Raw genomic sequence first — 19,321 nt, forward strand, 5'->3', positions numbered from 1 at the left:
GGCCGCCCTCATCCGTCCGCGTCGATGTCGCCCCGGCCTCAGGCCGCGGCGGCCTCGCCGCCCTGGGCCGGGCCCGAATCCTGGCCGCGGGCATCGACGTCCCGGTCCACGAACTCGATGACCGCCATCGGGGCGTTGTCGCCGTAGCGGAAGCCCGCCTTCATGATGCGGCAATAGCCGCCCGGACGGGCGTTGTAGCGCGGGCCCAGGACCGCGAAGAGCTTCTTCACCATGGCCTCGTCGCGCAGCTGCGACATGGCGAGACGACGGGCGTGGACGCTGTCGGTCTTGCCGAGCGTGATCAGCTTCTCGACGACCGGACGCAGGTCCTTCGCCTTCGGCAGGGTGGTGATGATCTGCTCGTGCTTGATCAGCGCGGCGGACATGTTGGCGAACATCGCCTTGCGATGCTCGACCGTGCGGTTGAAGCGGCGACCGCGGAAACCGTGACGCATTGTTGGCTGTCCTTCGTTCTATGGCCGCCGTGCCACGGTACGGCCAGGCGCCTCGGGAGCGAGGCTGTTCGTTCCGCTTGACCCCGCGGCGGGAATTTGGCGCGAAGGCCCGGCGACGTCGCGCCGGGTCCCCCGTCGGAGCGCCCTGCGCCTCAGTAATGCTCCTCGAAGCGCTTGGCGAGATCCTCGATGTTCTCCGGCGGCCAGCCGGGAACGTCCATGCCGAGGTGCAGGCCCATGCCGGCGAGCACTTCCTTGATCTCGTTGAGCGACTTGCGGCCGAAGTTCGGGGTGCGCAGCATCTCGCCCTCCGACTTCTGGATGAGGTCGCCGATGTAGACGATGTTGTCGTTCTTCAGGCAGTTCGCCGAACGGACCGACAGCTCCAGCTCGTCCACCTTCTTGAGCAGCGCGGGGTTGAAGGGGAGCTGCGGCGCGAGCGGCGCGGCCTCCTCCTTGCGGGGCTCCTCGAAGTTCACGAAGACCTGCAGCTGGTCCTGGATGATGCGCGCGGCGTAGGCCAGCGCATCCTCCGGCGAGACCGCGCCGTTGGTCTCGACCGTCATGGTCAGCTTGTCCTTGTCGAGATCCTGGCCCTCGCGGGTCGTCTCGACGCGGTAGGAGACCTTGGTCACCGGCGAGAACAGGGCGTCGACCGGGATCAGGCCGATCGGCGCGTCCTCGGGGCGGTTGCGCTCGGCCGGGACGTAGCCCTTGCCGGTGGCGACCGTGAACTCCATGCGGATCTCCGCACCGTCGTCGAGGGTGCAGATCACGAGATCGGGGTTCAGGATCTGGATATCGCCGACGACGCCGATATCGCCCGCGGTCACGACGCCGGGGCCGGTCTTGCGCAGGGTCATGCGCTTCGGCTGGTCGGTCTGCGAGCGGATCGCGATCGTCTTGATGTTGAGGACGATGTCGGTGACGTCCTCGCGCACGCCCGGGATCGAGGAGAACTCGTGCAGCACGCCGTCGATCTGCACGGAGGTCACGGCCGCGCCCTGAAGCGAGGACAGCAGCACCCGGCGCAGCGAGTTGCCGAGGGTCGTGCCGAAGCCGCGCTCGAGCGGCTCGGCCACGACGGTGGCGACGCGCTTCGGGTCGTCCCCGGTCGTCACCTGGAGCTTGTTCGGCTTGATGAGCTCTTGCCAGTTCTTCTGAATGACCACGATCCTACCTCTCGCAATACGGGCGCGGTCCGCTCGCGTGGCCCGCGCGGAATGCCGATCCCTTCACCCCCGCCGGGACCGGCGTCCGATGGGTTGCCTATTGTGCCGCGACCCAGAGCTCCGGCACGAAGCTGTATCCGGCGCCTTCGCGCACGACGTAGCCGAGCGCCGGGAATTCGAGATGCGAGCCCCCGATGAAGCTGCGGCTGCCCGCGACCTCGTCGAGGATCCGCTTGCGGGTGGCGCGGGCCTGATCCCCGTCCACGTCGAAGCTGACGCCCGCCTCCGGCTGCTTGAACTGGATCGCGGGCAGGTGCACCACGTCCGTCCACATCATCAGAGCCCTGTCCCCGGACGTGATCCGGAAGCCCGTATGGCCCGGCGTGTGGCCGGGCAGGTGCACGGCTGTCACGCCCGGCACCACCTCCTCGCCCCCGCCGATCGTCCGGGTGCGGCCGGCATAGGGTGCGGTCGCCTTGGCGGCGATCTCGAAATAGGGCTTGGCCTCCTCCGGCGCCCGGGCGAGCGCCCCGTCGCCGAGCCAGTGGGCCACCTCATCGGCATGCACCACGATCTCGGCGTTCGGGTACGCCGCTTTCCCCTCGCCCGCGAGCAGCCCGCCCGCATGGTCCGGGTGAAGATGGGTCAGCAGCACCGTCTCGATCTCCTCGGGTTTCACCCCGGTGAGCGCGAGCGCCGCGGGCACGCGTCCCAGGGTGTCTCCGCCGAAGCCGCCGAAACCCGTGTCGATCAGCACCGGCTTGCGGCCGGGCCCGGTGATCAGGAAGGCATTCAGCGTGAGGCGGGGCGCCTCAGCACGAAAGCCGGCCGCCTGTAGCGCGCCGGCCTCCGCCTTGGAGATCCCCGTGACGAGGTCGATGGAGCCCTGCAGGTAACCGTCGTTGAGGACGGTGACCGTCAGATCGCCGAGTCGCCAACGCAGGGCTCCCGGGAGCGGCTTCGAACCTTCCGCCACGAATATCCCTCCCTGTTCCGATGCCTCGCCGGCCTCCGCTCAGACGCGGCGGCGCTTGCGCGGACGGCAGCCGTTGTGCGGGATCGACGTCACGTCGCGGATCGAGGTCACGGTGAAGCCCGCGGCCTGGAGCGCGCGGAGCGCCGATTCACGGCCGGAGCCCGGACCGGACACCTCGACCTCGAGGGTGCGCATGCCATGCTCGGAAGCCTTGCGGGCGGCGTCCTCGGCCGCAACCTGAGCGGCGTAGGGCGTCGACTTCCGCGAGCCCTTGAAGCCCATCGCGCCGGCCGACGACCACGAGATCGTGTTGCCCTGTGCGTCGGTGATCGTGATCATCGTGTTGTTGAACGACGCGTTCACGTGGGCGACGCCCGAGACGATGTTCTTGCGTTCGCGCCGGCGGACGCGGGTCGGTTCCTTGGCCATATGTCTCGCTCACTTCCTTCAGGCACGCCCGTAACACCAGGCGCTCGGGATTCTTGTTGGGACTGGGCGGGCACCGCCCCGCAGGACCGTGCCGCCCGATTGCCGACGCCGAGGGACACCCGGCGCGAGGAAAGGGAGACCGGGCGAAGCGCGGACTCCCGATCCGAAACGCTTACTTCTTCTTGCCGGCGATCGGCTTCGACTTGCCCTTGCGGGTGCGGGCGTTCGTGTGGGTGCGCTGGCCGCGGACGGGCAGGTTGCGGCGATGGCGCAGGCCGCGGTAGCAGCCGAGGTCCATCAGGCGCTTGATGTTCATCGAGACCTCGCGGCGCAGATCGCCCTCGACGAGGTAGTCGCGGTCGATCGTCTCGCGGATCTGGAGCACCTCGGCGTCGGTGAGCTGGTTCACACGCCGCTCGGCCGGGATGCCGACCTTCTCGGTGATCTCCTCGGCCTTCTTGGAGCCGATGCCATGGATGTACTGAAGCGCGATGACGACGCGCTTGTTCGTCGGGATGTTGACGCCTGCGATACGGGCCAAGGGGCTGCTCCATGTGGCCCCGCGCCTGCGGCCGGGGCTCTCTCTCGGGTGTCGCGCGCGTCCGGTGGAGTCCGGCCCCTGCGCGCCGCTAACGACAAATCGGCCCGCGGCCGCCCCGTACGGGACGCCCCGGACCAACTTCCGTCTGGACGAAGACCGGCCTGCTAGCGCGGGCCGAGTGCATTGTCAACCGCATGTCGCGGTCAGGACTCCGCCTTCTCCGCGTGGCGCTCAAGCAGGCCGAAGAGATCCTGCGTCACCGCGTCGATCGGCTTCATGCCGTCGAGGGTCTCGAGCATGCCGGTCCGAGCGTAATGCTCGGAGAGCGGCGCGGTCTGCCGGCGATAGGCGTCGAAGCGGGTCTTGAAGACTTCCGGCGTGTCGTCCTTGCGAACGGGCAGGCCCTTGGCGGCCGTCTCCTCCGCCCGCTTGGCGATGCGCCCGACGAGCGCGTCCTCGTCGACCTTCAACTCGACCACGGACGAGAGCGCCAAGCCCTTCTCGGCGAGCATCGCGTCGAGAGCCTTGGCCTGCTCGACGGTGCGGGGGAATCCGTCGAGGATGAAGCCGCGCTTGGCATCGGGCTCCTCGATCCGATCGGCGACGATGCCCACCACGACCGCGTCGGGCACGAGACCGCCGCTCTCCATCACGGCCTTCGCCTCAAGGCCGACCGGCGTGCCAGCGGCGACCGCGGCGCGCAGCATGTCGCCGGTGGAGAGCTGCGGAATACCGAACCGCTCGACGATCCGCTCGGATTGGGTTCCCTTGCCCGCCCCGGGGGCCCGAGCAGAATGATCCGCATGGCGTCTGTCCTCGTCCATTGCCCGCATTCGGGCTTCAAGGGCGTCTCCGGCGAAGCCTCCCCGGCATCGCCGCGTTCCGACACGTTCTAGCGGTTTTCAACCCGTCGTGGAGTCGGAGAAAAGGCCAACGCTGACGGGCGCGCGGGATTTGTCGCCCGCTCAGCGCCGCCTCGTCGTGGTGGAGGCGCCGCGCAGCTTCGCTTTCTTCACCAGACCCTCGTACTGGTGCGCCATCAGGTGCCCGTGGATCTGGGCGACGGTGTCCATCGTCACCGAGACCACGATGAGGAGCGAGGTGCCGCCGAAGCCGAGGCTCGCCGAGGCGTAGGAGGCCAGGATTTCCGGCACGAGGCAGACGAAGGTGAGGTAGAGCGCGCCGATCGCCGTGATGCGGGTGAGCACCTTGTCGATGAAGGCGGCGGTGCGCTCGCCCGGACGGATACCGGGGATGAAGCCGCCATGCTTCTTCAGGTTGTCGGCCGTCTCCTGCGGGTTGAACACGACCGCCGTATAGAAGAAGGCGAAGAAGATGATCAGGGCCGCATAGAGGGCCATGTAGAGCGGCCGGCCGTGGCCGAGATAGGTCGTCAGAGTCCCCAGCACGCCCGTGGAGCCCTGGTTCGCCGAGAAGCTCGCCACGGTGGCCGGCAGCAGCAGCAGCGAGGAGGCGAAGATCGGCGGGATCACGCCCGAGGTGTTGAGCTTGAGCGGCAGGAACGAGGTCTGGCCCTCGTACATGCGGTTGCCGACCTGGCGCTTCGGGTAGTTGATCAGGAGACGGCGCTGGGCGCGCTCCATGAACACGATGAAGTAGACGAGGGCCACCGCAGCGACGCCGACGCCGAGGATCACCGCCGAGGAGAGCGCGCCCGTGCGGCCGAGCTCCAGCGCGCCGATGATGGCGGTCGGCAGGTGGGCGACGATACCGGCGAAGATGATGAGCGAGGAACCGTTGCCGATGCCGCGCGAGGTGATCTGCTCGCCGATCCACATCAGGAACAGCGTGCCGCCCGTCAGGGTGATCACGGTCGAGAGCAGGAAGAACGGGCCCGGGTCGATCGCCGCGCTCGAACTCTGCAGGCCGATCGCGATGCCCCAGGACTGCACCAGCGCCAGCAGTACCGTGAGGTAACGCGTGTACTGGTTGATGACCTTGCGGCCGGACTCGCCCTCCTTCTTCAGCGCCTCCAGGCTCGGGATCACCGAGGTGAGGAGCTGGATGATGATCGAGGCCGAGATGTAGGGCATGATGTTGAGCGCGAAGATCGCCATGCGCTCGACCGCCCCGCCCGAGAACATGTTGAACAGGCCGAGCACGCCGCCGGCCTGCTGCTGGAAGTTCCGGGCGAACTGCTCCGGATCGATGCCGGGAATCGGGATGTAGGTGCCCAGGCGAAACACCACGAGCGCGCCGAGCGTGAACCAGATGCGCTTCTTCAGCTCATCGGCCTTCGCGATCGCCCCGAAATTGAGGTTGGCGGCAAGCTGCTCGGCGGCTGAGGCCATGGCCCGGTTTCCTGAGAACGGATGGTGCGGGGCTCAGGCGAGCACCCGTGAAAAACGAAGCGGCGGCCACGCGCGAGGTCGCACGGGCCGCCGCTCAGCGCTTCGACTTAAGGGCTGTCCAGACCCTGCGCAACTGCCTGTCAGGCGGTCGCTTGGGCCGAGCCGCGGGTCGACACGCCGGAGGCGTAGACGACCGTGACGCTGCCGCCGGCCTTCTCGACTGCCTCGATGGCGGATTTCGACGCGCGGGTCACCTCGAAGGCGAGCTTCGTCGTGAGGTCGCCGACGCCGAGGAGCTTCACGCCGTCGCGGGCGCGGGCGATGATGCCGGCCTGGACGAGCGCGTCGACCGTCACGGTCGCGCCCTTGTCGAGCTTGCCGGCCTCGATCGCCTCCTGGACCCGGCCGAGATTCACCTCGTTCAGGTCGGCGGCGTGGATGTTGTTGAAGCCGCGCTTCGGCAGGCGACGATGCAGCGGCATCTGACCGCCCTCGAAGCCCTTGATGGACACGCCGGTCCGGGCCTTCTGGCCCTTCACGCCGCGTCCCGCGGTCTTGCCCTTGCCGGAGCCGATGCCCCGGCCGACGCGCATCCGGTTCTTGGTCGCGCCTTCGTTGTCGCGGATCTCGTTGAGCTTCATCTCGCCCTCCTCAAGCCGCGTCGTCGAGGACGCGCACGAGGTGATGCACCTTGCGGATCATGCCACGCACGGAGGGAGTGTCCTCCAACTCGGCGATGCGGTGCAGCTTGTTCAGCTTGAGGCCGATCAGCGTCGCGCGCTGGGAGGCCTCGCGGCGGATCGGCGAGCCGATCTGCTGGACGCGGAGAGTCTTGGTCGCCATGCTGCCCTCCCCTTACGCCACGGCCGCTTCGGACATGTCGGACGGGTCGGCGTCGCGGCGGCGGGCCTGGAGGGCCGACACCTTAAGGCCGCGGCGCGCGGCGACCGCGCGCGGGCTGTCCTCGTTCTTGAGCGCCTCGAAGGTGGCGCGCACGAGGTTGTAGGGGTTCGACGAGCCGAGCGACTTCGCCACCACGTCCTGCATGCCGAGCGTCTCGAAGACGGCGCGCATCGGGCCGCCCGCGATGATGCCGGTGCCCTGGGGCGCGGCGCGCAGGATGACCTTGCCGGCGCCGTGACGGCCGTGCACGTCGTGGTGCAGGGTCCGGCCCTCGCGGAGCGAGACGCGGATCAGGCCGCGCTTGGCGGCTTCCGTCGCCTTGCGGATCGCCTCCGGCACCTCGCGGGCCTTGCCGTGGCCGAAGCCGACGCGGCCCTTCTGGTCGCCGACGACGACGAGGGCCGCGAAGCCGAAGCGACGGCCGCCCTTCACCACCTTGGCGACGCGGTTGATGTGGACGAGCTTGTCCACGAACTCGCTGTCGCGCTCCTCGCGATCCTCGCGGCGGCTGCGGCCCCCGCCTTCCCGTTCACGTGCCATCTTGAACCTGTCTGTCTCACTGACGCGGGCGGCGGGCCCGCTCGCTTGATGATGTCCGTCTCAGGGGCGGCGGACCGCCCCCTCACCGCCGATCAGAAGTCGAGGCCACCCTCGCGGGCGGCGTCGGCGAGCGCCTTGATGCGCCCGTGGAAGATGTAGCCCGAGCGATCGAAGATCACCTGGGTGACCCCGGCCGCCTTGGCGCGCTCGGCGACGAGCTTGCCGACGGCGGAGGCCGCGGCGATATCCGCGCCGGTCTTCAGGCTGCTCTTCAGATCCTTGTCCAGCGACGAGGCGGAGGCCAGGGTGCGGCCCTCGGCATCGTCGATGACCTGGACGTAGATCTGCTTCGAGGAGCGGAACACCGAGAGCCGGGGCCGCCCGTTGGCCGCCGCCCGCAGCGCGCGGCGCACACGCGCCTTGCGGCGGTCGAGTGCTTCGTTCTTGCGTGACATGGTGGCGGGTCCTTACTTCTTCTTGCCTTCCTTGCGGAAGATGAACTCGCCCGCATACTTCACGCCCTTGCCCTTGTAGGGCTCGGGGCCGCGATAGTCGCGGATCTCGGCGGCGACCTGACCGACGCGCTGCCGGTCGATGCCGGACACCACGATCTCCGTGGGCTTCGGCGTCACGATGGTGATGCCGGCCGGGATCTCGTACTCGATGTCGTGGCTGTAGCCGAGCGACAGCTTGAGAGCCTTGCCGGCCATCGCGGCGCGGTAGCCGACGCCGGTGATCTCGAGCTTCTTCTCGAAGCCCTTCGAGACGCCCTCGACGAGGTTCGCGACCTGCGCCCGGGAGGTGCCCCACAGCGAGCGGGCCTCCTTGGACTGGTTCTTCGGCGTGACCGTGATCGCGCCGTTCTCCAGGGCGACGTCGACGAGGTTCGGCACGACGAACTGAAGCTCGCCCTTCGAACCCTTCATCTTCACCGTCTGACCCGTCACCGTGGCCGTCACGCCGGACGGGACGGACACGGGCTTCTTGCCTACGCGAGACATAGCCTTCTCCTCTCGCCTGCGATCAGAACACCTTGCAGAGCAGCTCGCCGCCGACGTTGCGCTCGCGCGCCTCGTGGTCGGCCATGACGCCCTGCGGGGTGGACACGATGGTGATGCCGAGGCCGTCGGCGACGCGCGGCAGCTCGCCCACCGACGAATAGACGCGGCGGCCGGGCTTCGAGACGCGCTGGATCGAGCGGATGACGGGCTTGCCGTCGTAGTACTTCAGCTCGATCGCGAACTCGGTGCGCCCGTTGCCGAGCTCCGTGGTCGCGTAGTCGCGGATGTAGCCCTCGGACTTGAGGACGTCGAGCACGCTGGCGCGCAGGCGGGAGCCGGGCGTCTGGACGACGTTGCGGCGGCGCTGCTGACCGTTGCGGATGCGGGTGAGCATATCACCCACGGGATCGTTGACCATGGTGACTGCCTCCTTACCAGCTCGACTTGACCAGGCCGGGGATCAGGCCCCGGTTGCCGAGCTCACGCAACGCGACGCGCGAGATGCCCATCTTGCGATAGAAGGCGCGCGGACGGCCGGTCATCTCGCAGCGGTTGCGGATGCGGGTGGCCGACGAATTGCGGGGCAGTTCCGCGAGCTTGAGGCGCGCCTCGAAGCGCTCCTCCATCTCGAGGGACTCGTTGTTGGCGGTCGCGAGCAGCGCCCTGCGCTTGTCGGCAAAACGCTTCACAAGCGCCTTGCGGTGGTTGTTTTTCTCGACTGAGCTTTTCTTAGCCATGTCTTCTCTCTCCAGTGTCCGCGTCTAAGGGCGCAGAGCCCTTACTGCCGGAACGGGAAGCGGAAATGCGTGAGGAGGGCACGGGCCTCCTCGTCGGTCTTGGCCGTCGTGGTGACCACGATGTCCATGCCCCACATCTGCTCGGCCTTGTCGTACGAGATCTCCGGGAACACGAGGTGCTCCTTGAGACCGAGGGCGAAGTTGCCGCGCCCGTCGAACGACTTCGGGTTCAGGCCGCGGAAGTCGCGGACGCGCGGGAGCGCGATCGTGATCAGCCGGTCCATGAACTCGTACATGCGCGTCTGGCGCAGGGTCACCTTGCAGCCGATCGGCATGCCCTCGCGGACCTTGAAGGTCGCGATGGCCTTGCGGGCCCGCGTGATGACCGGCTTCTGGCCGGCGATCAGCGCGAGATCGGCCGCGGCGACCGAGGCCTTCTTCGAGTCGGCGGTCGACTCGCCGACGCCCATGTTGATGACGATCTTCTCGATCTGCGGCACCTGCATGGGGTTCTTGTAGCCGAACTGCTCGATCAGCTTCTGCCGGACCACCTCGTCGTAATGCTTGCGCAGACGCGGGGTGTAGGCGTCCTTGTTTGCCTCAGCCATCGATCAGATCCCCCGAGCGCTTGGCGAACCGAACCTTGCGGCCGTCCTCGAGAATACGGAAACCCACGCGCGTCGCCTTGCCGTCCTTGGGATCGGCGACCGCGATGTTGGACAGGTGAATGGCGGCCTCCTTGGAGATGATGCCGCCCTCCTGGCTCTGCGTCTGGCGCTGGTGGCGCTTGACGAGGTTGATGCCGCGCACGAGGGCCCGGTTCTCCTTCGGCAGGACCTGGATGACCTCGCCGGAGCGACCCGCGTCGCGACCGGTGAGGACGACGACCGTGTCGCCCTTCTTGATCTTGGCAGCCATCACAGCACCTCAGGAGCCAGCGAGATGATCTTCATGTGGTTGCGCGCGCGCAGTTCCCGCGGCACGGGCCCGAAGATGCGGGTGCCGATCGGCTCCTTCTGATTGTTGATCAGAACGGCGGCGTTCTTGTCGAAGCGGATGACCGAGCCGTCGGGGCGCTTCACGTCCTTGGCGGTGCGCACGACGACCGCCTTCATGACGTCGCCCTTCTTCACGCGGCCGCGCGGGATCGCCTCCTTGACGGAGACGACGATGATGTCGCCGACGCCGGCATATTTGCGCTTCGACCCGCCGAGCACCTTGATGCACATCACGCGACGCGCACCAGAATTGTCGGCGACGTCCAGATTCGTCTGCATCTGGATCACGGGAGTGACCTTTCCTTGTTTCAGGCGGGTTTCCGCACGCGGGCGGTATTGCCCGGCGGACGACGCCTGATGGGGATCTGATGTCCCCGGCTCATATGACAGACCGCGCTATCGGCGCTTGGCTGCGCCGGCGCGGTCACCGCAGTCGACGGGGGACGCGAAGCATCCCCTCTGAACTTTCGCGAAGGCCGGTCGCTTACAACGCTCCGGCGATTCGCGCAAGGGTGCTTGCCGTGGGCAAGGTGGTTGCGCGAGCGCCTCAGGCGCTCGCGGCGACCTCGTTGCCCTCGACGAGCTTCCAGGTCTTGGTCTTGGAATAGGGGCGGCACTCCTCGATGAACACCGTCTGCCCGACCTTGGCGGCATTCGCCTCGTCGTGGGCATGGTAGTTCTTCGAGCGGCGGACGGTCTTCTTCATCACCGGGTGGGTGAAGCGGCGCTCCACCTTCACGACGATGGTCTTCTCGCCCTTGTCGCTGACGACGACGCCCTGCAATACGCGCTTCGGCATGGTGAACTCCTCAAGCCTGCGTCGAGGCCAGCGTCTTCTGACGCTGCAGCGTACGGACGCGGGCGATGTCGCGGCGGACCTCGCGGACGCGGGCGACGTTCTCGAGCTGGCCGGTGGCCCCCTGGAAGCGCAGGTTGAACTGCTCCTTCTTGAGGTTCAGCAGCTCGTCGTTCAGCTGATCCGCGGACAGGGCCTTCAGATCAGACAGTCTCTGGGACGACTTCATGATCTCCCTCCTCAGTCTGCGATGCGGGCGACGACGCGGGTGCGGACGGGTAGCTTGGCCGCGCCGAGGCGCAGGGCCTCGCGGGCGATCTCCTCGGCGACGCCGTCGACCTCGAACATGATGCGGCCCGGGTGGACGCGGGCGGCCCAGTAATCCGGCGCGCCCTTACCGGAGCCCATGCGGACCTCGGTGGGCTTGGCGGAGACGGGGACGTCCGGGAACACGCGGATCCAGACGCGACCCTGGCGCTTCATCTCGCGGGTGATCGCGCGGCGGGCCGCCTCGATCTGCCGCGCGGTGACCCGCTCGGGCTCCACGGCCTTCAGGCCGAACTGGCCGAAGTTCAGCTCGAAGCCGCCCTTGGCCGCACCGTGGATGCGGCCTTTGAACTGCTTGCGGAACTTCGTCTTCTTGGGTTGCAGCATGGCAGCCTCTCAAACCTCTCTCTGGCGCGGGCCGCGATCACGCGTTGGCGTGGTCGCGACGGCCGCGCTCACGGCCACCCTCGCCGTCGCGCTCGCGACGGCCGCCGGACCGGCCACCCTCGTCCTGCGCCTTCTTGTCCTGGGCCATCGGGTCGTGCTCGAGGATCTCGCCCTTGAACACCCACACCTTGATGCCGCACGTCCCGTAGGTCGTGAAGGCGGTGGCCGTGCCGTAATCGACGTCCGCGCGCAGGGTGTGCAGCGGGACCCGGCCCTCGCGGTACCACTCGGTCCGGGCGATCTCGGCGCCGCCGAGACGGCCCGAGCAGGTGATGCGGATGCCCTCGGCGCCGAGACGCATCGCCGACTGGACGGCGCGCTTCATGGCGCGCCGGAAGGCGACCCGGCGCTCGAGCTGCTGGGCGATCGAGTCGGCGACGAGCGTCGCGTCGATCTCGGGCTTGCGAACCTCGACGATGTTGATCGTCACGTCCGCCTTGGTCATCGTGCCGACGAGCTTGCGCAGCTTCTCGATATCCGCGCCCTTCTTGCCGATTACCACGCCCGGGCGGCCCGAGTGGATGGTGACGCGGCACTTCCGGTGCGGACGCTCGATGACGATCTTCGAGACCGCCGCCTGCTTCAGCTGCTTCATGAGGGCGGCGCGGATCGCGACGTCCTCGTGCATCAGCTTGGCGTACTCGCCCTTCTGGGCGAACCAGCGGGAATCCCACGTCCGGTTGATGCCGAGACGCAGACCGATCGGATTGACTTTCTGGCCCATCAGATCCTCCTCACGCCGCTTCGGCGGACGGGACTTCGCGAACCACGATGGTGAGGTTCGAGAAGGGCTTCAGGATGCGGGCGCCACGGCCACGCGCACGGGCGTGGAACCGCTTCAGGACGAGCGCCTTGCCGACGAAGGCCTGGGAGACGACGAGATCGTCGACGTCCAGGTCGTGGTTGTTCTCGGCGTTGGCGATCGCGCTCTCGAGGCACTTCTTGACCTCGCGGGCGATCCGCTTGCGGGAGAATTCGAGGTCGGCCAGCGCCGACTCGACCTTCTTGCCGCGAATGAGCTGCGCGACGAGATTCAGCTTCTGGGGGCTGACGCGGAGCATCCGCGCCACCGCCTTGGCCTCGTTCTCGGGGAGCGCGCGGGGGGTTGCGGGCTTGCCCATATCAGCGCCTCTTCGCCTTCTTGTCGGCCGCGTGACCGTGGAAGGTGCGGGTCGGCGAGAACTCGCCGAACTTGTGACCGACCATTTCCTCGGAGACGTAGACCGGGATGTGCTTCTGCCCGTTGTGCACACCGAAGGTGAGCCCGACGAACTGCGGCAGGATCGTGGAGCGGCGGCTCCAGATCTTGATGACTTCGTTGCGGCTGGATCCGCGAGCGGTCTCAGCTTTCTTGAGGAGGTAGCCGTCGACGAACGGCCCCTTCCAGAGGGAGCGTGCCATGATGGTTACTTCTTGCGGTTGTGGCGGCTGGACAGGATGAAGGTGTCGGTCCGCTTGTTGGACCGGGTCTTCTTCCCCTTCGTCGGCACGCCCCACGGCGTGACCGGGTTACGGCCGCCCGAGGTGCGTCCCTCGCCGCCGCCGTGCGGATGGTCGACCGGGTTCATCGCGACGCCGCGGTTGTGCGGGCGCTTGCCGAGCCAGCGGTTGCGACCGGCCTTGCCGAGCGAGATGTTCATGTGGTCGGGGTTCGAGACCGCGCCCACGCTCGCGAAGCACTGGCCGTGCACGAGGCGCTGCTCGCCCGAGTTCAGGCGCAGCGTCACGTAGCCCTGGTCGCGGCCGACGATCTGGGCGTAGTTGCCCGCGGACCGGGCGATCGCGCCGCCCTTGCCGATCTTCAGCTCGACGTTGTGGACGATCGTGCCCACCGGCATGTTGCCGATCGGACCCGCATTGCCCGGCTTGATGTCGACCTGCTCGGCCGCCACCACCTTGTCCCCGGCCTGCAGGCGCTGGGGAGCCAGGATGTAGCTCTGCTTGCCGTCCGGGTAGGTGATCAGCGCGATGAACGCCGTGCGGTTCGGATCGTACTCGATCCGCTCGACCGTCGCGGTCACGCCCAGCTGGTCGCGACGCTTGAAATCGACGTTGCGCAGGGCGCGCTTGTGACCGCCGCCGCGGAAGCGGACGGTGATGCGGCCGAGATTGTTGCGGCCGCCCGTGGACGACTTGCCCTCGGTCAGCGCCTTCACCGGCTTGCCCTTGTAGAGCTCACGGCGGTCGACCAGCACGAGCTGGCGCAGGCTCGGCGTGACCGGTTTGAATGTCTTCAAGGCCATCGGCTTGGTTCCCTAAACCCGGTCGTCTCAGAGGCCCGTCGTGACGTCGATCGTATCGCCCTCGGCGAGGGTGACGATCGCCTTCTTCACGTCCGAACGCTGTCCGCGCAATCCGCGGAAGACCTTCTTCTTGCCCTTGGTCACGAGCGTGTTCACCGCCGTGACCTTCACGTCGAACAGCTTCTCGACCGCTTCCTTGATCTGCGGCTTCGAGGCCTTCGGCGCGACGCGGAACACGACCTTGTTCTGCTCGGTCAGGTTCGTCGCCTTCTCGGTGATCACGGGCGAGACGATCACGTCGTAGTGGCGCGGATCGGCACTCATTTGAAACGCGCCTCCAGCGCATCGACCGCCGCGCGGGTGAGAACGAGCTTCTCACGGCGCAGGATGTCGTAGACGTTGATGCCCTGCACCGGCAGGACGTCGATCTGCGGCAGGTTGCGGGCGGCGCGACCGAAGTTCGCGTCGATCTCCGCGCCGCCGATGATGAGGGCGCTCGAGAGGCCGAGCTTGCCGAAGCGCTCGGACAGGACCTTGGTCTTGCCCTCGGCGAGCTTGACGTCGTCGATGACGATCAGCGTCTCGCTCTTCGCCTTGGACGAGAGGGCGTGGCGAAGCGCCAGCGCACGGACCTTCTTGGGAAGATCGTGGCCGTGGTCGCGCACCACCGGACCGAAGGCCCGGCCGCCGCCGCGGAATTGCGGGGCGGAGGCCGCGCCGTGACGGGCGTTGCCGGTGCCCTTCTGCTTGTAGAGCTTCTTGCGCGTCCGGTTCACGTCCGAGCGGTTCTGCACGGCGTGGGTGCCGGCGCGGCGCTTGGCGAGCTGCCAGCGGACCATGCGCTGGAGCAGGTCGGCGCGGGGCTCGAGGCCGAAGATGGCCTCGTCGAGCTCGACCGAGCCGGCGCCTTCGCCTTCGAGCGTGGTGATATCGAGCTTCATCACGCGTTCTCCCCAGAAGTCGCTTCTTGAGCGGGAGCCTCGGGAGCCGGAGCGGCAGCGCCGTTCTCACGGAACTTGCCCGGCAGCGGAACATCAGCGGGGAGCTTGCGCTTCACCGCGTCGCGGACCTGGATCCAGCCGCCGGCGACGCCCGGCACCGCACCCTCGACGAGGATGAGGCCGCGCTCGGGGTCGGTGCGCACGACGCGCAGGTTCTGGGTGGTCACGCGCTCGACGCCGAGGTGGCCCGGCATCTTCTTGTTCTTGAAGGTCTTGCCCGGATCCTGACGGCCGCCGGTCGAACCGATCGAGCGGTGCGAGATCGACACGCCGTGCGTGGCGCGCAGGCCGCCGAAGTTCCAGCGCTTCATGCCGCCGGCGAAACCCTTACCCGTGGTCGTGCCCGTGACGTCCACGAACTGGCCCGGGATGAAGTGGTCCGCGGTGATCTCGGCGCCGACCGGGATCAGCGAATCCTCGCTGACGCGGAACTCGGCGAGCTTCTGCTTCGGCTCGACCTTGGCGACCGAGAAGCGGCCGCGCTCGGCGCGGGACACGTTCTTGACCTTGGCCTTGCCGACGCCGACCTGCAGCGCGACGTAGCCGTTCTTCTCGACGGTGCGGTGGGCAACCACCTGGCATTGATCGATCTTGAGCACGGTGACGGGGACATGCTCCCCCGCATCCGTGAAGATGCGGGTCATGCCGACCTTCTGTGCAATGACGCCTGAGCGCATAGGTGTCTCCCTCGCGCGATGAAACGGTAAGCTCTAAGCCTCAGCGGCTCAGAGCTTGATCTCCACGTCCACGCCAGCGGCGAGGTCGAGCTTCATCAGCGCGTCCACGGTCTGGGGGGTCGGATCGACGATATCGAGCACCCGCTTGTGCGTGCGCATCTCGAACTGCTCGCGCGACTTCTTGTCGATGTGGGGCGAACGGTTCACCGTGAACTTCTCGATATGCGTCGGCAGCGGGATCGGGCCGCGGATCTGAGCGCCAGTGCGCTTGGCGGTGGAGACGATCTCGCGGGTCGAGGCATCGAGGATTCGATGATCGAACGCCTTGAGGCGGATGCGGATATTCTGACCGTTCATGACCTGAAACCTCGGCGGGAATGTCGAAGGGCGGGCGCGAGGGCCCACCCCTCGATCTGTCCCTGCGGGAGTTGCTCGCGCGACTTACTCGTTGATGGCGGCGACGACGCCGGCGCCGACGGTGCGTCCGCCCTCGCGGATGGCAAACCGCAGCTTCTCCTCCATGGCGACCGGCACGATCAGCGCGACGTCCATGGTCACGTTGTCGCCCGGCATCACCATCTCGGTGCCCTCCGGCAGCGTGCACACGCCCGTCACGTCCGTGGTGCGGAAGTAGAATTGCGGCCGGTAGTTGGTGAAGAACGGCGTGTGGCGACCGCCCTCCTCCTTGGTCAGGATGTAGGCCTCGGCCTTGAACTTGGTGTGCGGCTTCACCGAACCCGGCTTACACACCACCTGGCCCCGCTCCACGTCCTCGCGCTTGGTGCCGCGCAGCAGCACGCCGACGTTGTCGCCCGCCTGGCCCTGGTCGAGCAGCTTGCGGAACATCTCGACGCCGGTCACCGTCGTCTTGGTGGTCGGGCGGATGCCCACGATCTCGACTTCCTCGCCCACCTTGATGATGCCGCGCTCCACGCGACCCGTCACCACCGTGCCGCGCCCCGAGATCGAGAACACGTCCTCGATCGGCATCAGGAACGGCATGTCGATCGGACGCTCCGGCTGCGGGATGTAATCGTCCACCGTCGCCATCAGCGCCAGCACCGCCTCCTTGCCGATCTTGGGCTCCTTGTCCTCCAGCGCCATCAGCGCCGAGCCCTTGGTGATCGGGATGTCGTCGCCGGGGAAGTCGTACTTCGAGAGAAGCTCGCGCACCTCGAGCTCGACCAGCTCCAGGAGCTCCTCGTCGTCGACCATGTCGACCTTGTTGAGGAACACCACCAGCGCCGGCACGCCGACCTGGCGGGCCAGGAGGATGTGCTCGCGGGTCTGCGGCATCGGGCCGTCGGCCGCCGAGACCACCAGGATGGCGCCGTCCATCTGGGCGGCGCCCGTGATCATGTTCTTCACGTAGTCAGCGTGGCCGGGGCAGTCGACGTGCGCGTAGTGGCGGTTCGTGGTCTCGTACTCCACGTGCGCCGTCGAGATCGTGATGCCGCGCGCCTTCTCCTCCGGCGCCTTGTCGATCTGGTCGTAGGCCGTGAAGGTCGCGCCCCCCGACTCCGCCAGCACCTTCGTGATCGCCGCCGTCAGGGACGTCTTGCCATGGTCGACGTGGCCGATCGTCCCGATGTTGCAGTGCGGCTTCGTGCGCGAAAACTTCTCTTTGGCCATGGTAGCCTCCGTCGGTGTCGTTGGGGTGCGGGCGGCCGGATGATCGGCGCCGCACCGGGAATGGGTGCCGGCCCGGGGGCCGGCGGTCGCATCAGGCGTGCGTTACGCGTACTTGGCGATGACCTTGTCCGCCTCGCCGCGCGGCACTTCCTCGTAATGATCGAACTGCATCGTGAAGTTCGCGCGGCCTTGCGACATCGAGCGCAGGTTGTTCACGTAGCCGAACATGTTGGCGAGCGGTACCATCGCGTTGATGACGTTGGCGTTGCCGCGCATGTCCTGGCCCTGGATCTGGCCGCGCCGCGAGTTCAGGTCGCCGATGACCGAACCCGTGTAATCCTCAGGCGAGACGACCTCGACCTTCATCACCGGCTCCAGCAGGACCGAGCCGCCCTTCTGAAGGGCCTCGCGGAGCGCCGCGCGGGAGGCGATCTCGAAGGCCAGAGCCGACGAGTCGACGTCGTGGTAGGCGCCGTCGATCAGCTCGACCTTGATGTCGACCACGGGGAAGCCCGCGAGGATGCCGGCGCCGAGGACCGAGTTGAGACCCTTCTCGACGCCCGGGATGTACTCCTTCGGCACCGCGCCGCCGACGATCTTCGACTCGAACTCGAAGCCCTTGCCGGGCTCGTTCGGCTCGACGACGAACTTCACGCGGGCGAACTGGCCGGTACCGCCGGTCTGCTTCTTGTGCGTGTAGTCGATCTCGGTACGGCGGGTCAGCTTCTCGCGGTAGGCGACTTGCGGCTGGCCGATATTCGCGTCGACCTTGTAGGTGCGGCGCAGGATGTCGACCTTGATGTCCAGATGGAGCTCGCCCATCCCCTTGAGGATGGTCTGGCCCGATTCCTGGTCCGTCGAGACGCGGAAGGACGGATCCTCGGCGGCGAGCTTCGAGAGCGCGATGCCGAGCTTCTCCTGGTCGGCCTTCGACTTCGGCTCGACGGCGATCTCGATGACGGGCTCCGGGAATTCCATGCGCTCGAGGATCACGGCCTTGACCGGGTCGCACAGGGTGTCGCCGGTGCGGGTATCCTTGAGGCCGGCCAGCGCCACGATGTCGCCCGCGAAGGCTTCCTTGATGTCCTCGCGGTTGTTGGCGTGCATCAGGAGCATCCGCCCCACCCGCTCCTTCTTGTCGCGGGTCGAGTTGATGACGTTCGCGCCGGAATCGACCTTGCCCGAGTAGACGCGGCAGAAGGTGATCGTGCCGACGTGGGGATCGTCCATGATCTTGAAGGCGAGCATGGAGAAGGGATCGGAATCGGTCGGGTGGCGGACCACCTCTTCCTCGGTCTTGTAGTCGATGCCCTTGATCTCGCCGCGGTCGGCCGGGGACGGCAGGTAATCCACGACGGCGTCGAGGAGGGGCTGCACGCCCTTGTTCTTGAACGCCGAGCCGCAGAGGACGGGGTGGAAGGCGCGCAGCTGCACGGCCTTGCGCACCAGCCGGCGCATCGTGTCCTCGTCCGGCTCCTGGCCGTCGAGGTAGGCGGTCATGGCGTCGTCGTCGAGCTCGACGCAGGCCTCGACGAGCTTCGTGCGGTACTCGACGGCCTGATCCTTGAGGTCGGCCGGGATCTCGGTCTCGTTGAAGTTCGCGCCGAGCGCCTCGCCCGACCAGACGATCGCCTTCATCTTGATGAGGTCGATCACGCCCTGGAAGTTCGACTCGGCGCCGATCGGCAGCTGCAGGCAGACCGGCTTGCCGGCGACGCGGTCGATGATGTCGGCGACGCACTTGAAGAAGTCGGCGCCGATCTTGTCCATCTTGTTGACGAACACGACGCGCGGCACGTCGTACTTGTCGGCCTGGCGCCACACGGTCTCGGTCTGGGGCTCGACGCCCTGGTTGCCGTCGAGCACGCATACGGCGCCGTCGAGCACGCGGAGCGAGCGCTCCACCTCGATGGTGAAGTCGACGTGGCCGGGCGTGTCGATGATGTTCAGGCGCTTCTCGCGCCAGAAACAGGTCGTCGCGGCCGACGTGATCGTGATGCCGCGCTCCTGCTCCTGCTCCATCCAGTCCATCGTGGCGGCGCCCTCATGGACCTCGCCGATCTTATGGGACTTGCCGGTGTAGTAGAGGATCCGCTCGGTCGTCGTGGTCTTGCCGGCATCGATGTGGGCCATGATGCCGAAGTTGCGGTAGTCCTCGATCGCGTGCGTGCGGGGCATCGGGGTGACTCCGGAA

General features: G+C 67.5%; 29 protein-coding genes and 1 pseudogene. All 30 read right to left on the reverse strand.

The genetic code is table 11. From position 1 onward, the window contains the following. Positions 1 to 38 precede the first annotated feature (38 nt). Positions 39 to 455: a 50S ribosomal protein L17 gene (gene rplQ, locus DK389_RS30855; RefSeq protein ID WP_109895528.1), complete on the reverse strand. Its 417-nt coding sequence runs from the start codon at positions 453 to 455 to the stop codon at positions 39 to 41. A 152-nt stretch (positions 456 to 607) separates the two neighbouring features. Then, positions 608 to 1,645: a DNA-directed RNA polymerase subunit alpha gene (locus DK389_RS30860; RefSeq protein WP_373866786.1), complete on the reverse strand. Its 1,038-nt coding sequence runs from the start codon at positions 1,643 to 1,645 to the stop codon at positions 608 to 610. A 79-nt stretch (positions 1,646 to 1,724) separates the two neighbouring features. Beyond that, positions 1,725 to 2,603: an MBL fold metallo-hydrolase gene (locus DK389_RS30865; protein WP_109895532.1), complete on the reverse strand. Its 879-nt coding sequence runs from the start codon at positions 2,601 to 2,603 to the stop codon at positions 1,725 to 1,727. A 39-nt stretch (positions 2,604 to 2,642) separates the two neighbouring features. Next, positions 2,643 to 3,032: a 30S ribosomal protein S11 gene (gene rpsK, locus DK389_RS30870; protein ID WP_109895534.1), complete on the reverse strand. Its 390-nt coding sequence runs from the start codon at positions 3,030 to 3,032 to the stop codon at positions 2,643 to 2,645. Between the two features lie 172 nt (positions 3,033 to 3,204). Beyond that, positions 3,205 to 3,573, reverse strand: coding sequence for a 30S ribosomal protein S13 (gene rpsM / locus DK389_RS30875; protein ID WP_109895536.1), 369 nt, complete (start codon positions 3,571 to 3,573; stop codon positions 3,205 to 3,207). A gap of 203 nt (positions 3,574 to 3,776) precedes the next feature. Further along, positions 3,777 to 4,378, reverse strand: a pseudogene (locus DK389_RS30880) (adenylate kinase). A 160-nt stretch (positions 4,379 to 4,538) separates the two neighbouring features. Next, positions 4,539 to 5,885 (reverse strand): preprotein translocase subunit SecY, encoded by a 1,347-nt coding sequence (gene secY, locus DK389_RS30885; protein ID WP_109895538.1) that lies wholly within the window; start codon positions 5,883 to 5,885, stop codon positions 4,539 to 4,541. Between the two features lie 140 nt (positions 5,886 to 6,025). Beyond that, a complete protein-coding gene (rplO, locus tag DK389_RS30890; RefSeq protein ID WP_109895540.1) occupies positions 6,026 to 6,526 on the reverse strand; it encodes a 50S ribosomal protein L15 in 501 nt (166 codons plus the stop codon). Between the two features lie 10 nt (positions 6,527 to 6,536). Further along, positions 6,537 to 6,728 carry a 50S ribosomal protein L30 gene (rpmD, locus tag DK389_RS30895; RefSeq protein WP_109895542.1) on the reverse strand — a complete coding sequence of 64 codons (192 nt, stop codon included), beginning with the start codon at positions 6,726 to 6,728 and terminating at the stop codon, positions 6,537 to 6,539. A 12-nt stretch (positions 6,729 to 6,740) separates the two neighbouring features. Continuing rightward, a complete protein-coding gene (gene rpsE, locus DK389_RS30900) occupies positions 6,741 to 7,328 on the reverse strand; it encodes a 30S ribosomal protein S5 (RefSeq protein WP_109895544.1) in 588 nt (195 codons plus the stop codon). Between the two features lie 92 nt (positions 7,329 to 7,420). Then, a complete protein-coding gene (gene rplR, locus DK389_RS30905) occupies positions 7,421 to 7,783 on the reverse strand; it encodes a 50S ribosomal protein L18 (protein ID WP_109895546.1) in 363 nt (120 codons plus the stop codon). Between the two features lie 12 nt (positions 7,784 to 7,795). Beyond that, positions 7,796 to 8,329 (reverse strand): 50S ribosomal protein L6, encoded by a 534-nt coding sequence (gene rplF / locus DK389_RS30910; protein ID WP_109895548.1) that lies wholly within the window; start codon positions 8,327 to 8,329, stop codon positions 7,796 to 7,798. A 22-nt stretch (positions 8,330 to 8,351) separates the two neighbouring features. After that, entirely contained in the window at positions 8,352 to 8,747 is a 396-nt protein-coding gene (gene rpsH, locus DK389_RS30915) for a 30S ribosomal protein S8 (protein ID WP_109895550.1), read from the reverse strand. Positions 8,748 to 8,760: 13 nt separating this feature from the next. Next, complete coding sequence (gene rpsN, locus DK389_RS30920; protein WP_109895552.1) at positions 8,761 to 9,066, reverse strand: 30S ribosomal protein S14; 306 nt, start codon at positions 9,064 to 9,066, stop codon at positions 8,761 to 8,763. Positions 9,067 to 9,107: 41 nt separating this feature from the next. Continuing rightward, complete coding sequence (gene rplE / locus DK389_RS30925) at positions 9,108 to 9,674, reverse strand: 50S ribosomal protein L5 (protein WP_109895554.1); 567 nt, start codon at positions 9,672 to 9,674, stop codon at positions 9,108 to 9,110. Beyond that, a complete protein-coding gene (gene rplX / locus DK389_RS30930; protein WP_109895556.1) occupies positions 9,667 to 9,984 on the reverse strand; it encodes a 50S ribosomal protein L24 in 318 nt (105 codons plus the stop codon). Before rplX ends, rplE begins: the two co-directional genes overlap by 8 nt. After that, entirely contained in the window at positions 9,984 to 10,352 is a 369-nt protein-coding gene (gene rplN, locus DK389_RS30935) for a 50S ribosomal protein L14 (RefSeq protein WP_109895558.1), read from the reverse strand. Before rplN ends, rplX begins: the two co-directional genes overlap by 1 nt. 259 nt (positions 10,353 to 10,611) lie before the next feature. Beyond that, positions 10,612 to 10,863 carry a 30S ribosomal protein S17 gene (gene rpsQ, locus DK389_RS30940; RefSeq protein ID WP_109895560.1) on the reverse strand — a complete coding sequence of 84 codons (252 nt, stop codon included), beginning with the start codon at positions 10,861 to 10,863 and terminating at the stop codon, positions 10,612 to 10,614. Positions 10,864 to 10,873: 10 nt separating this feature from the next. Next, positions 10,874 to 11,089: a 50S ribosomal protein L29 gene (gene rpmC, locus DK389_RS30945; protein ID WP_109895562.1), complete on the reverse strand. Its 216-nt coding sequence runs from the start codon at positions 11,087 to 11,089 to the stop codon at positions 10,874 to 10,876. Between the two features lie 11 nt (positions 11,090 to 11,100). After that, positions 11,101 to 11,514, reverse strand: coding sequence for a 50S ribosomal protein L16 (gene rplP / locus DK389_RS30950; protein WP_109895564.1), 414 nt, complete (start codon positions 11,512 to 11,514; stop codon positions 11,101 to 11,103). A 37-nt stretch (positions 11,515 to 11,551) separates the two neighbouring features. Continuing rightward, positions 11,552 to 12,298 carry a 30S ribosomal protein S3 gene (gene rpsC, locus DK389_RS30955; protein WP_109895566.1) on the reverse strand — a complete coding sequence of 249 codons (747 nt, stop codon included), beginning with the start codon at positions 12,296 to 12,298 and terminating at the stop codon, positions 11,552 to 11,554. Positions 12,299 to 12,308: 10 nt separating this feature from the next. After that, the gene (rplV, locus tag DK389_RS30960; protein ID WP_109895568.1) at positions 12,309 to 12,695 is read right to left on the reverse strand and encodes a 50S ribosomal protein L22; all 387 of its coding nucleotides are present in this window, start codon (positions 12,693 to 12,695) and stop codon (positions 12,309 to 12,311) included. Position 12,696: 1 nt separating this feature from the next. Then, positions 12,697 to 12,975 (reverse strand): 30S ribosomal protein S19, encoded by a 279-nt coding sequence (gene rpsS, locus DK389_RS30965; RefSeq protein ID WP_109895570.1) that lies wholly within the window; start codon positions 12,973 to 12,975, stop codon positions 12,697 to 12,699. 5 nt (positions 12,976 to 12,980) lie between these two features. Beyond that, positions 12,981 to 13,817 carry a 50S ribosomal protein L2 gene (gene rplB, locus DK389_RS30970; protein WP_109895572.1) on the reverse strand — a complete coding sequence of 279 codons (837 nt, stop codon included), beginning with the start codon at positions 13,815 to 13,817 and terminating at the stop codon, positions 12,981 to 12,983. Positions 13,818 to 13,844: 27 nt separating this feature from the next. Then, positions 13,845 to 14,141: a 50S ribosomal protein L23 gene (locus DK389_RS30975; RefSeq protein WP_109895574.1), complete on the reverse strand. Its 297-nt coding sequence runs from the start codon at positions 14,139 to 14,141 to the stop codon at positions 13,845 to 13,847. Then, positions 14,138 to 14,758: a 50S ribosomal protein L4 gene (gene rplD / locus DK389_RS30980; protein ID WP_109895576.1), complete on the reverse strand. Its 621-nt coding sequence runs from the start codon at positions 14,756 to 14,758 to the stop codon at positions 14,138 to 14,140. The genes DK389_RS30975 and rplD overlap by 4 nt, the downstream gene beginning before the upstream one ends. Next, positions 14,758 to 15,495: a 50S ribosomal protein L3 gene (rplC, locus tag DK389_RS30985; protein WP_109895578.1), complete on the reverse strand. Its 738-nt coding sequence runs from the start codon at positions 15,493 to 15,495 to the stop codon at positions 14,758 to 14,760. The genes rplD and rplC overlap by 1 nt, the downstream gene beginning before the upstream one ends. Before the next feature lie 48 nt (positions 15,496 to 15,543). Next, positions 15,544 to 15,852, reverse strand: a complete 309-nt coding sequence (gene rpsJ / locus DK389_RS30990) for a 30S ribosomal protein S10 (RefSeq protein ID WP_109895582.1) — start codon at positions 15,850 to 15,852, stop codon at positions 15,544 to 15,546. Positions 15,853 to 15,936: 84 nt separating this feature from the next. Beyond that, positions 15,937 to 17,127, reverse strand: coding sequence for an elongation factor Tu (gene tuf / locus DK389_RS30995; protein ID WP_109895584.1), 1,191 nt, complete (start codon positions 17,125 to 17,127; stop codon positions 15,937 to 15,939). 102 nt (positions 17,128 to 17,229) lie between these two features. After that, the gene (fusA, locus tag DK389_RS31000) at positions 17,230 to 19,305 is read right to left on the reverse strand and encodes an elongation factor G (protein ID WP_109895586.1); all 2,076 of its coding nucleotides are present in this window, start codon (positions 19,303 to 19,305) and stop codon (positions 17,230 to 17,232) included. Positions 19,306 to 19,321 lie beyond the last annotated feature (16 nt).

This window comes from Methylobacterium durans, from assembly GCF_003173715.1.
GTDB lineage: Bacteria > Pseudomonadota > Alphaproteobacteria > Rhizobiales > Beijerinckiaceae > Methylobacterium > Methylobacterium durans.

Bases quoted from the DNA above. Each gene is read 5' to 3' on its own strand.
- rplC (WP_109895578.1), bottom strand. From the start codon at position 15,495: ATGCGCTCAGGCGTCATTGCACAGAAGGTCGGCATGACCCGCATCTTC.
- rplX (WP_109895556.1), bottom strand. From the start codon at position 9,984: ATGGCTGCCAAGATCAAGAAGGGCGACACGGTCGTCGTCCTCACCGGT.
- rpsJ (WP_109895582.1), bottom strand. From the start codon at position 15,852: ATGAACGGTCAGAATATCCGCATCCGCCTCAAGGCGTTCGATCATCGA.
- rplR (WP_109895546.1), bottom strand. From the start codon at position 7,783: ATGTCACGCAAGAACGAAGCACTCGACCGCCGCAAGGCGCGTGTGCGC.
- rpmD (WP_109895542.1), bottom strand. From the start codon at position 6,728: ATGGCGACCAAGACTCTCCGCGTCCAGCAGATCGGCTCGCCGATCCGC.
- rplV (WP_109895568.1), bottom strand. From the start codon at position 12,695: ATGGGCAAGCCCGCAACCCCCCGCGCGCTCCCCGAGAACGAGGCCAAG.
- rplE (WP_109895554.1), bottom strand. From the start codon at position 9,674: ATGGCTGAGGCAAACAAGGACGCCTACACCCCGCGTCTGCGCAAGCAT.
- rplD (WP_109895576.1), bottom strand. From the start codon at position 14,758: ATGAAGCTCGATATCACCACGCTCGAAGGCGAAGGCGCCGGCTCGGTC.
- rpsC (WP_109895566.1), bottom strand. From the start codon at position 12,298: ATGGGCCAGAAAGTCAATCCGATCGGTCTGCGTCTCGGCATCAACCGG.
- rpsQ (WP_109895560.1), bottom strand. From the start codon at position 10,863: ATGCCGAAGCGCGTATTGCAGGGCGTCGTCGTCAGCGACAAGGGCGAG.
- rpsE (WP_109895544.1), bottom strand. From the start codon at position 7,328: ATGGCACGTGAACGGGAAGGCGGGGGCCGCAGCCGCCGCGAGGATCGC.
- rpmC (WP_109895562.1), bottom strand. From the start codon at position 11,089: ATGAAGTCGTCCCAGAGACTGTCTGATCTGAAGGCCCTGTCCGCGGAT.
- rplP (WP_109895564.1), bottom strand. From the start codon at position 11,514: ATGCTGCAACCCAAGAAGACGAAGTTCCGCAAGCAGTTCAAAGGCCGC.
- tuf (WP_109895584.1), bottom strand. From the start codon at position 17,127: ATGGCCAAAGAGAAGTTTTCGCGCACGAAGCCGCACTGCAACATCGGG.
- rplF (WP_109895548.1), bottom strand. From the start codon at position 8,329: ATGTCTCGCGTAGGCAAGAAGCCCGTGTCCGTCCCGTCCGGCGTGACG.
- rplQ (WP_109895528.1), bottom strand. From the start codon at position 455: ATGCGTCACGGTTTCCGCGGTCGCCGCTTCAACCGCACGGTCGAGCAT.
- rpsS (WP_109895570.1), bottom strand. From the start codon at position 12,975: ATGGCACGCTCCCTCTGGAAGGGGCCGTTCGTCGACGGCTACCTCCTC.
- rplO (WP_109895540.1), bottom strand. From the start codon at position 6,526: ATGAAGCTCAACGAGATCCGCGACAACGAAGGCGCGACCAAGAACCGG.
- fusA (WP_109895586.1), bottom strand. From the start codon at position 19,305: ATGCCCCGCACGCACGCGATCGAGGACTACCGCAACTTCGGCATCATG.
- rplB (WP_109895572.1), bottom strand. From the start codon at position 13,817: ATGGCCTTGAAGACATTCAAACCGGTCACGCCGAGCCTGCGCCAGCTC.
- rpsH (WP_109895550.1), bottom strand. From the start codon at position 8,747: ATGGTCAACGATCCCGTGGGTGATATGCTCACCCGCATCCGCAACGGT.
- DK389_RS30975 (WP_109895574.1), bottom strand. From the start codon at position 14,141: ATGAGTGCCGATCCGCGCCACTACGACGTGATCGTCTCGCCCGTGATC.
- rpsN (WP_109895552.1), bottom strand. From the start codon at position 9,066: ATGGCTAAGAAAAGCTCAGTCGAGAAAAACAACCACCGCAAGGCGCTT.
- rpsK (WP_109895534.1), bottom strand. From the start codon at position 3,032: ATGGCCAAGGAACCGACCCGCGTCCGCCGGCGCGAACGCAAGAACATC.
- secY (WP_109895538.1), bottom strand. From the start codon at position 5,885: ATGGCCTCAGCCGCCGAGCAGCTTGCCGCCAACCTCAATTTCGGGGCG.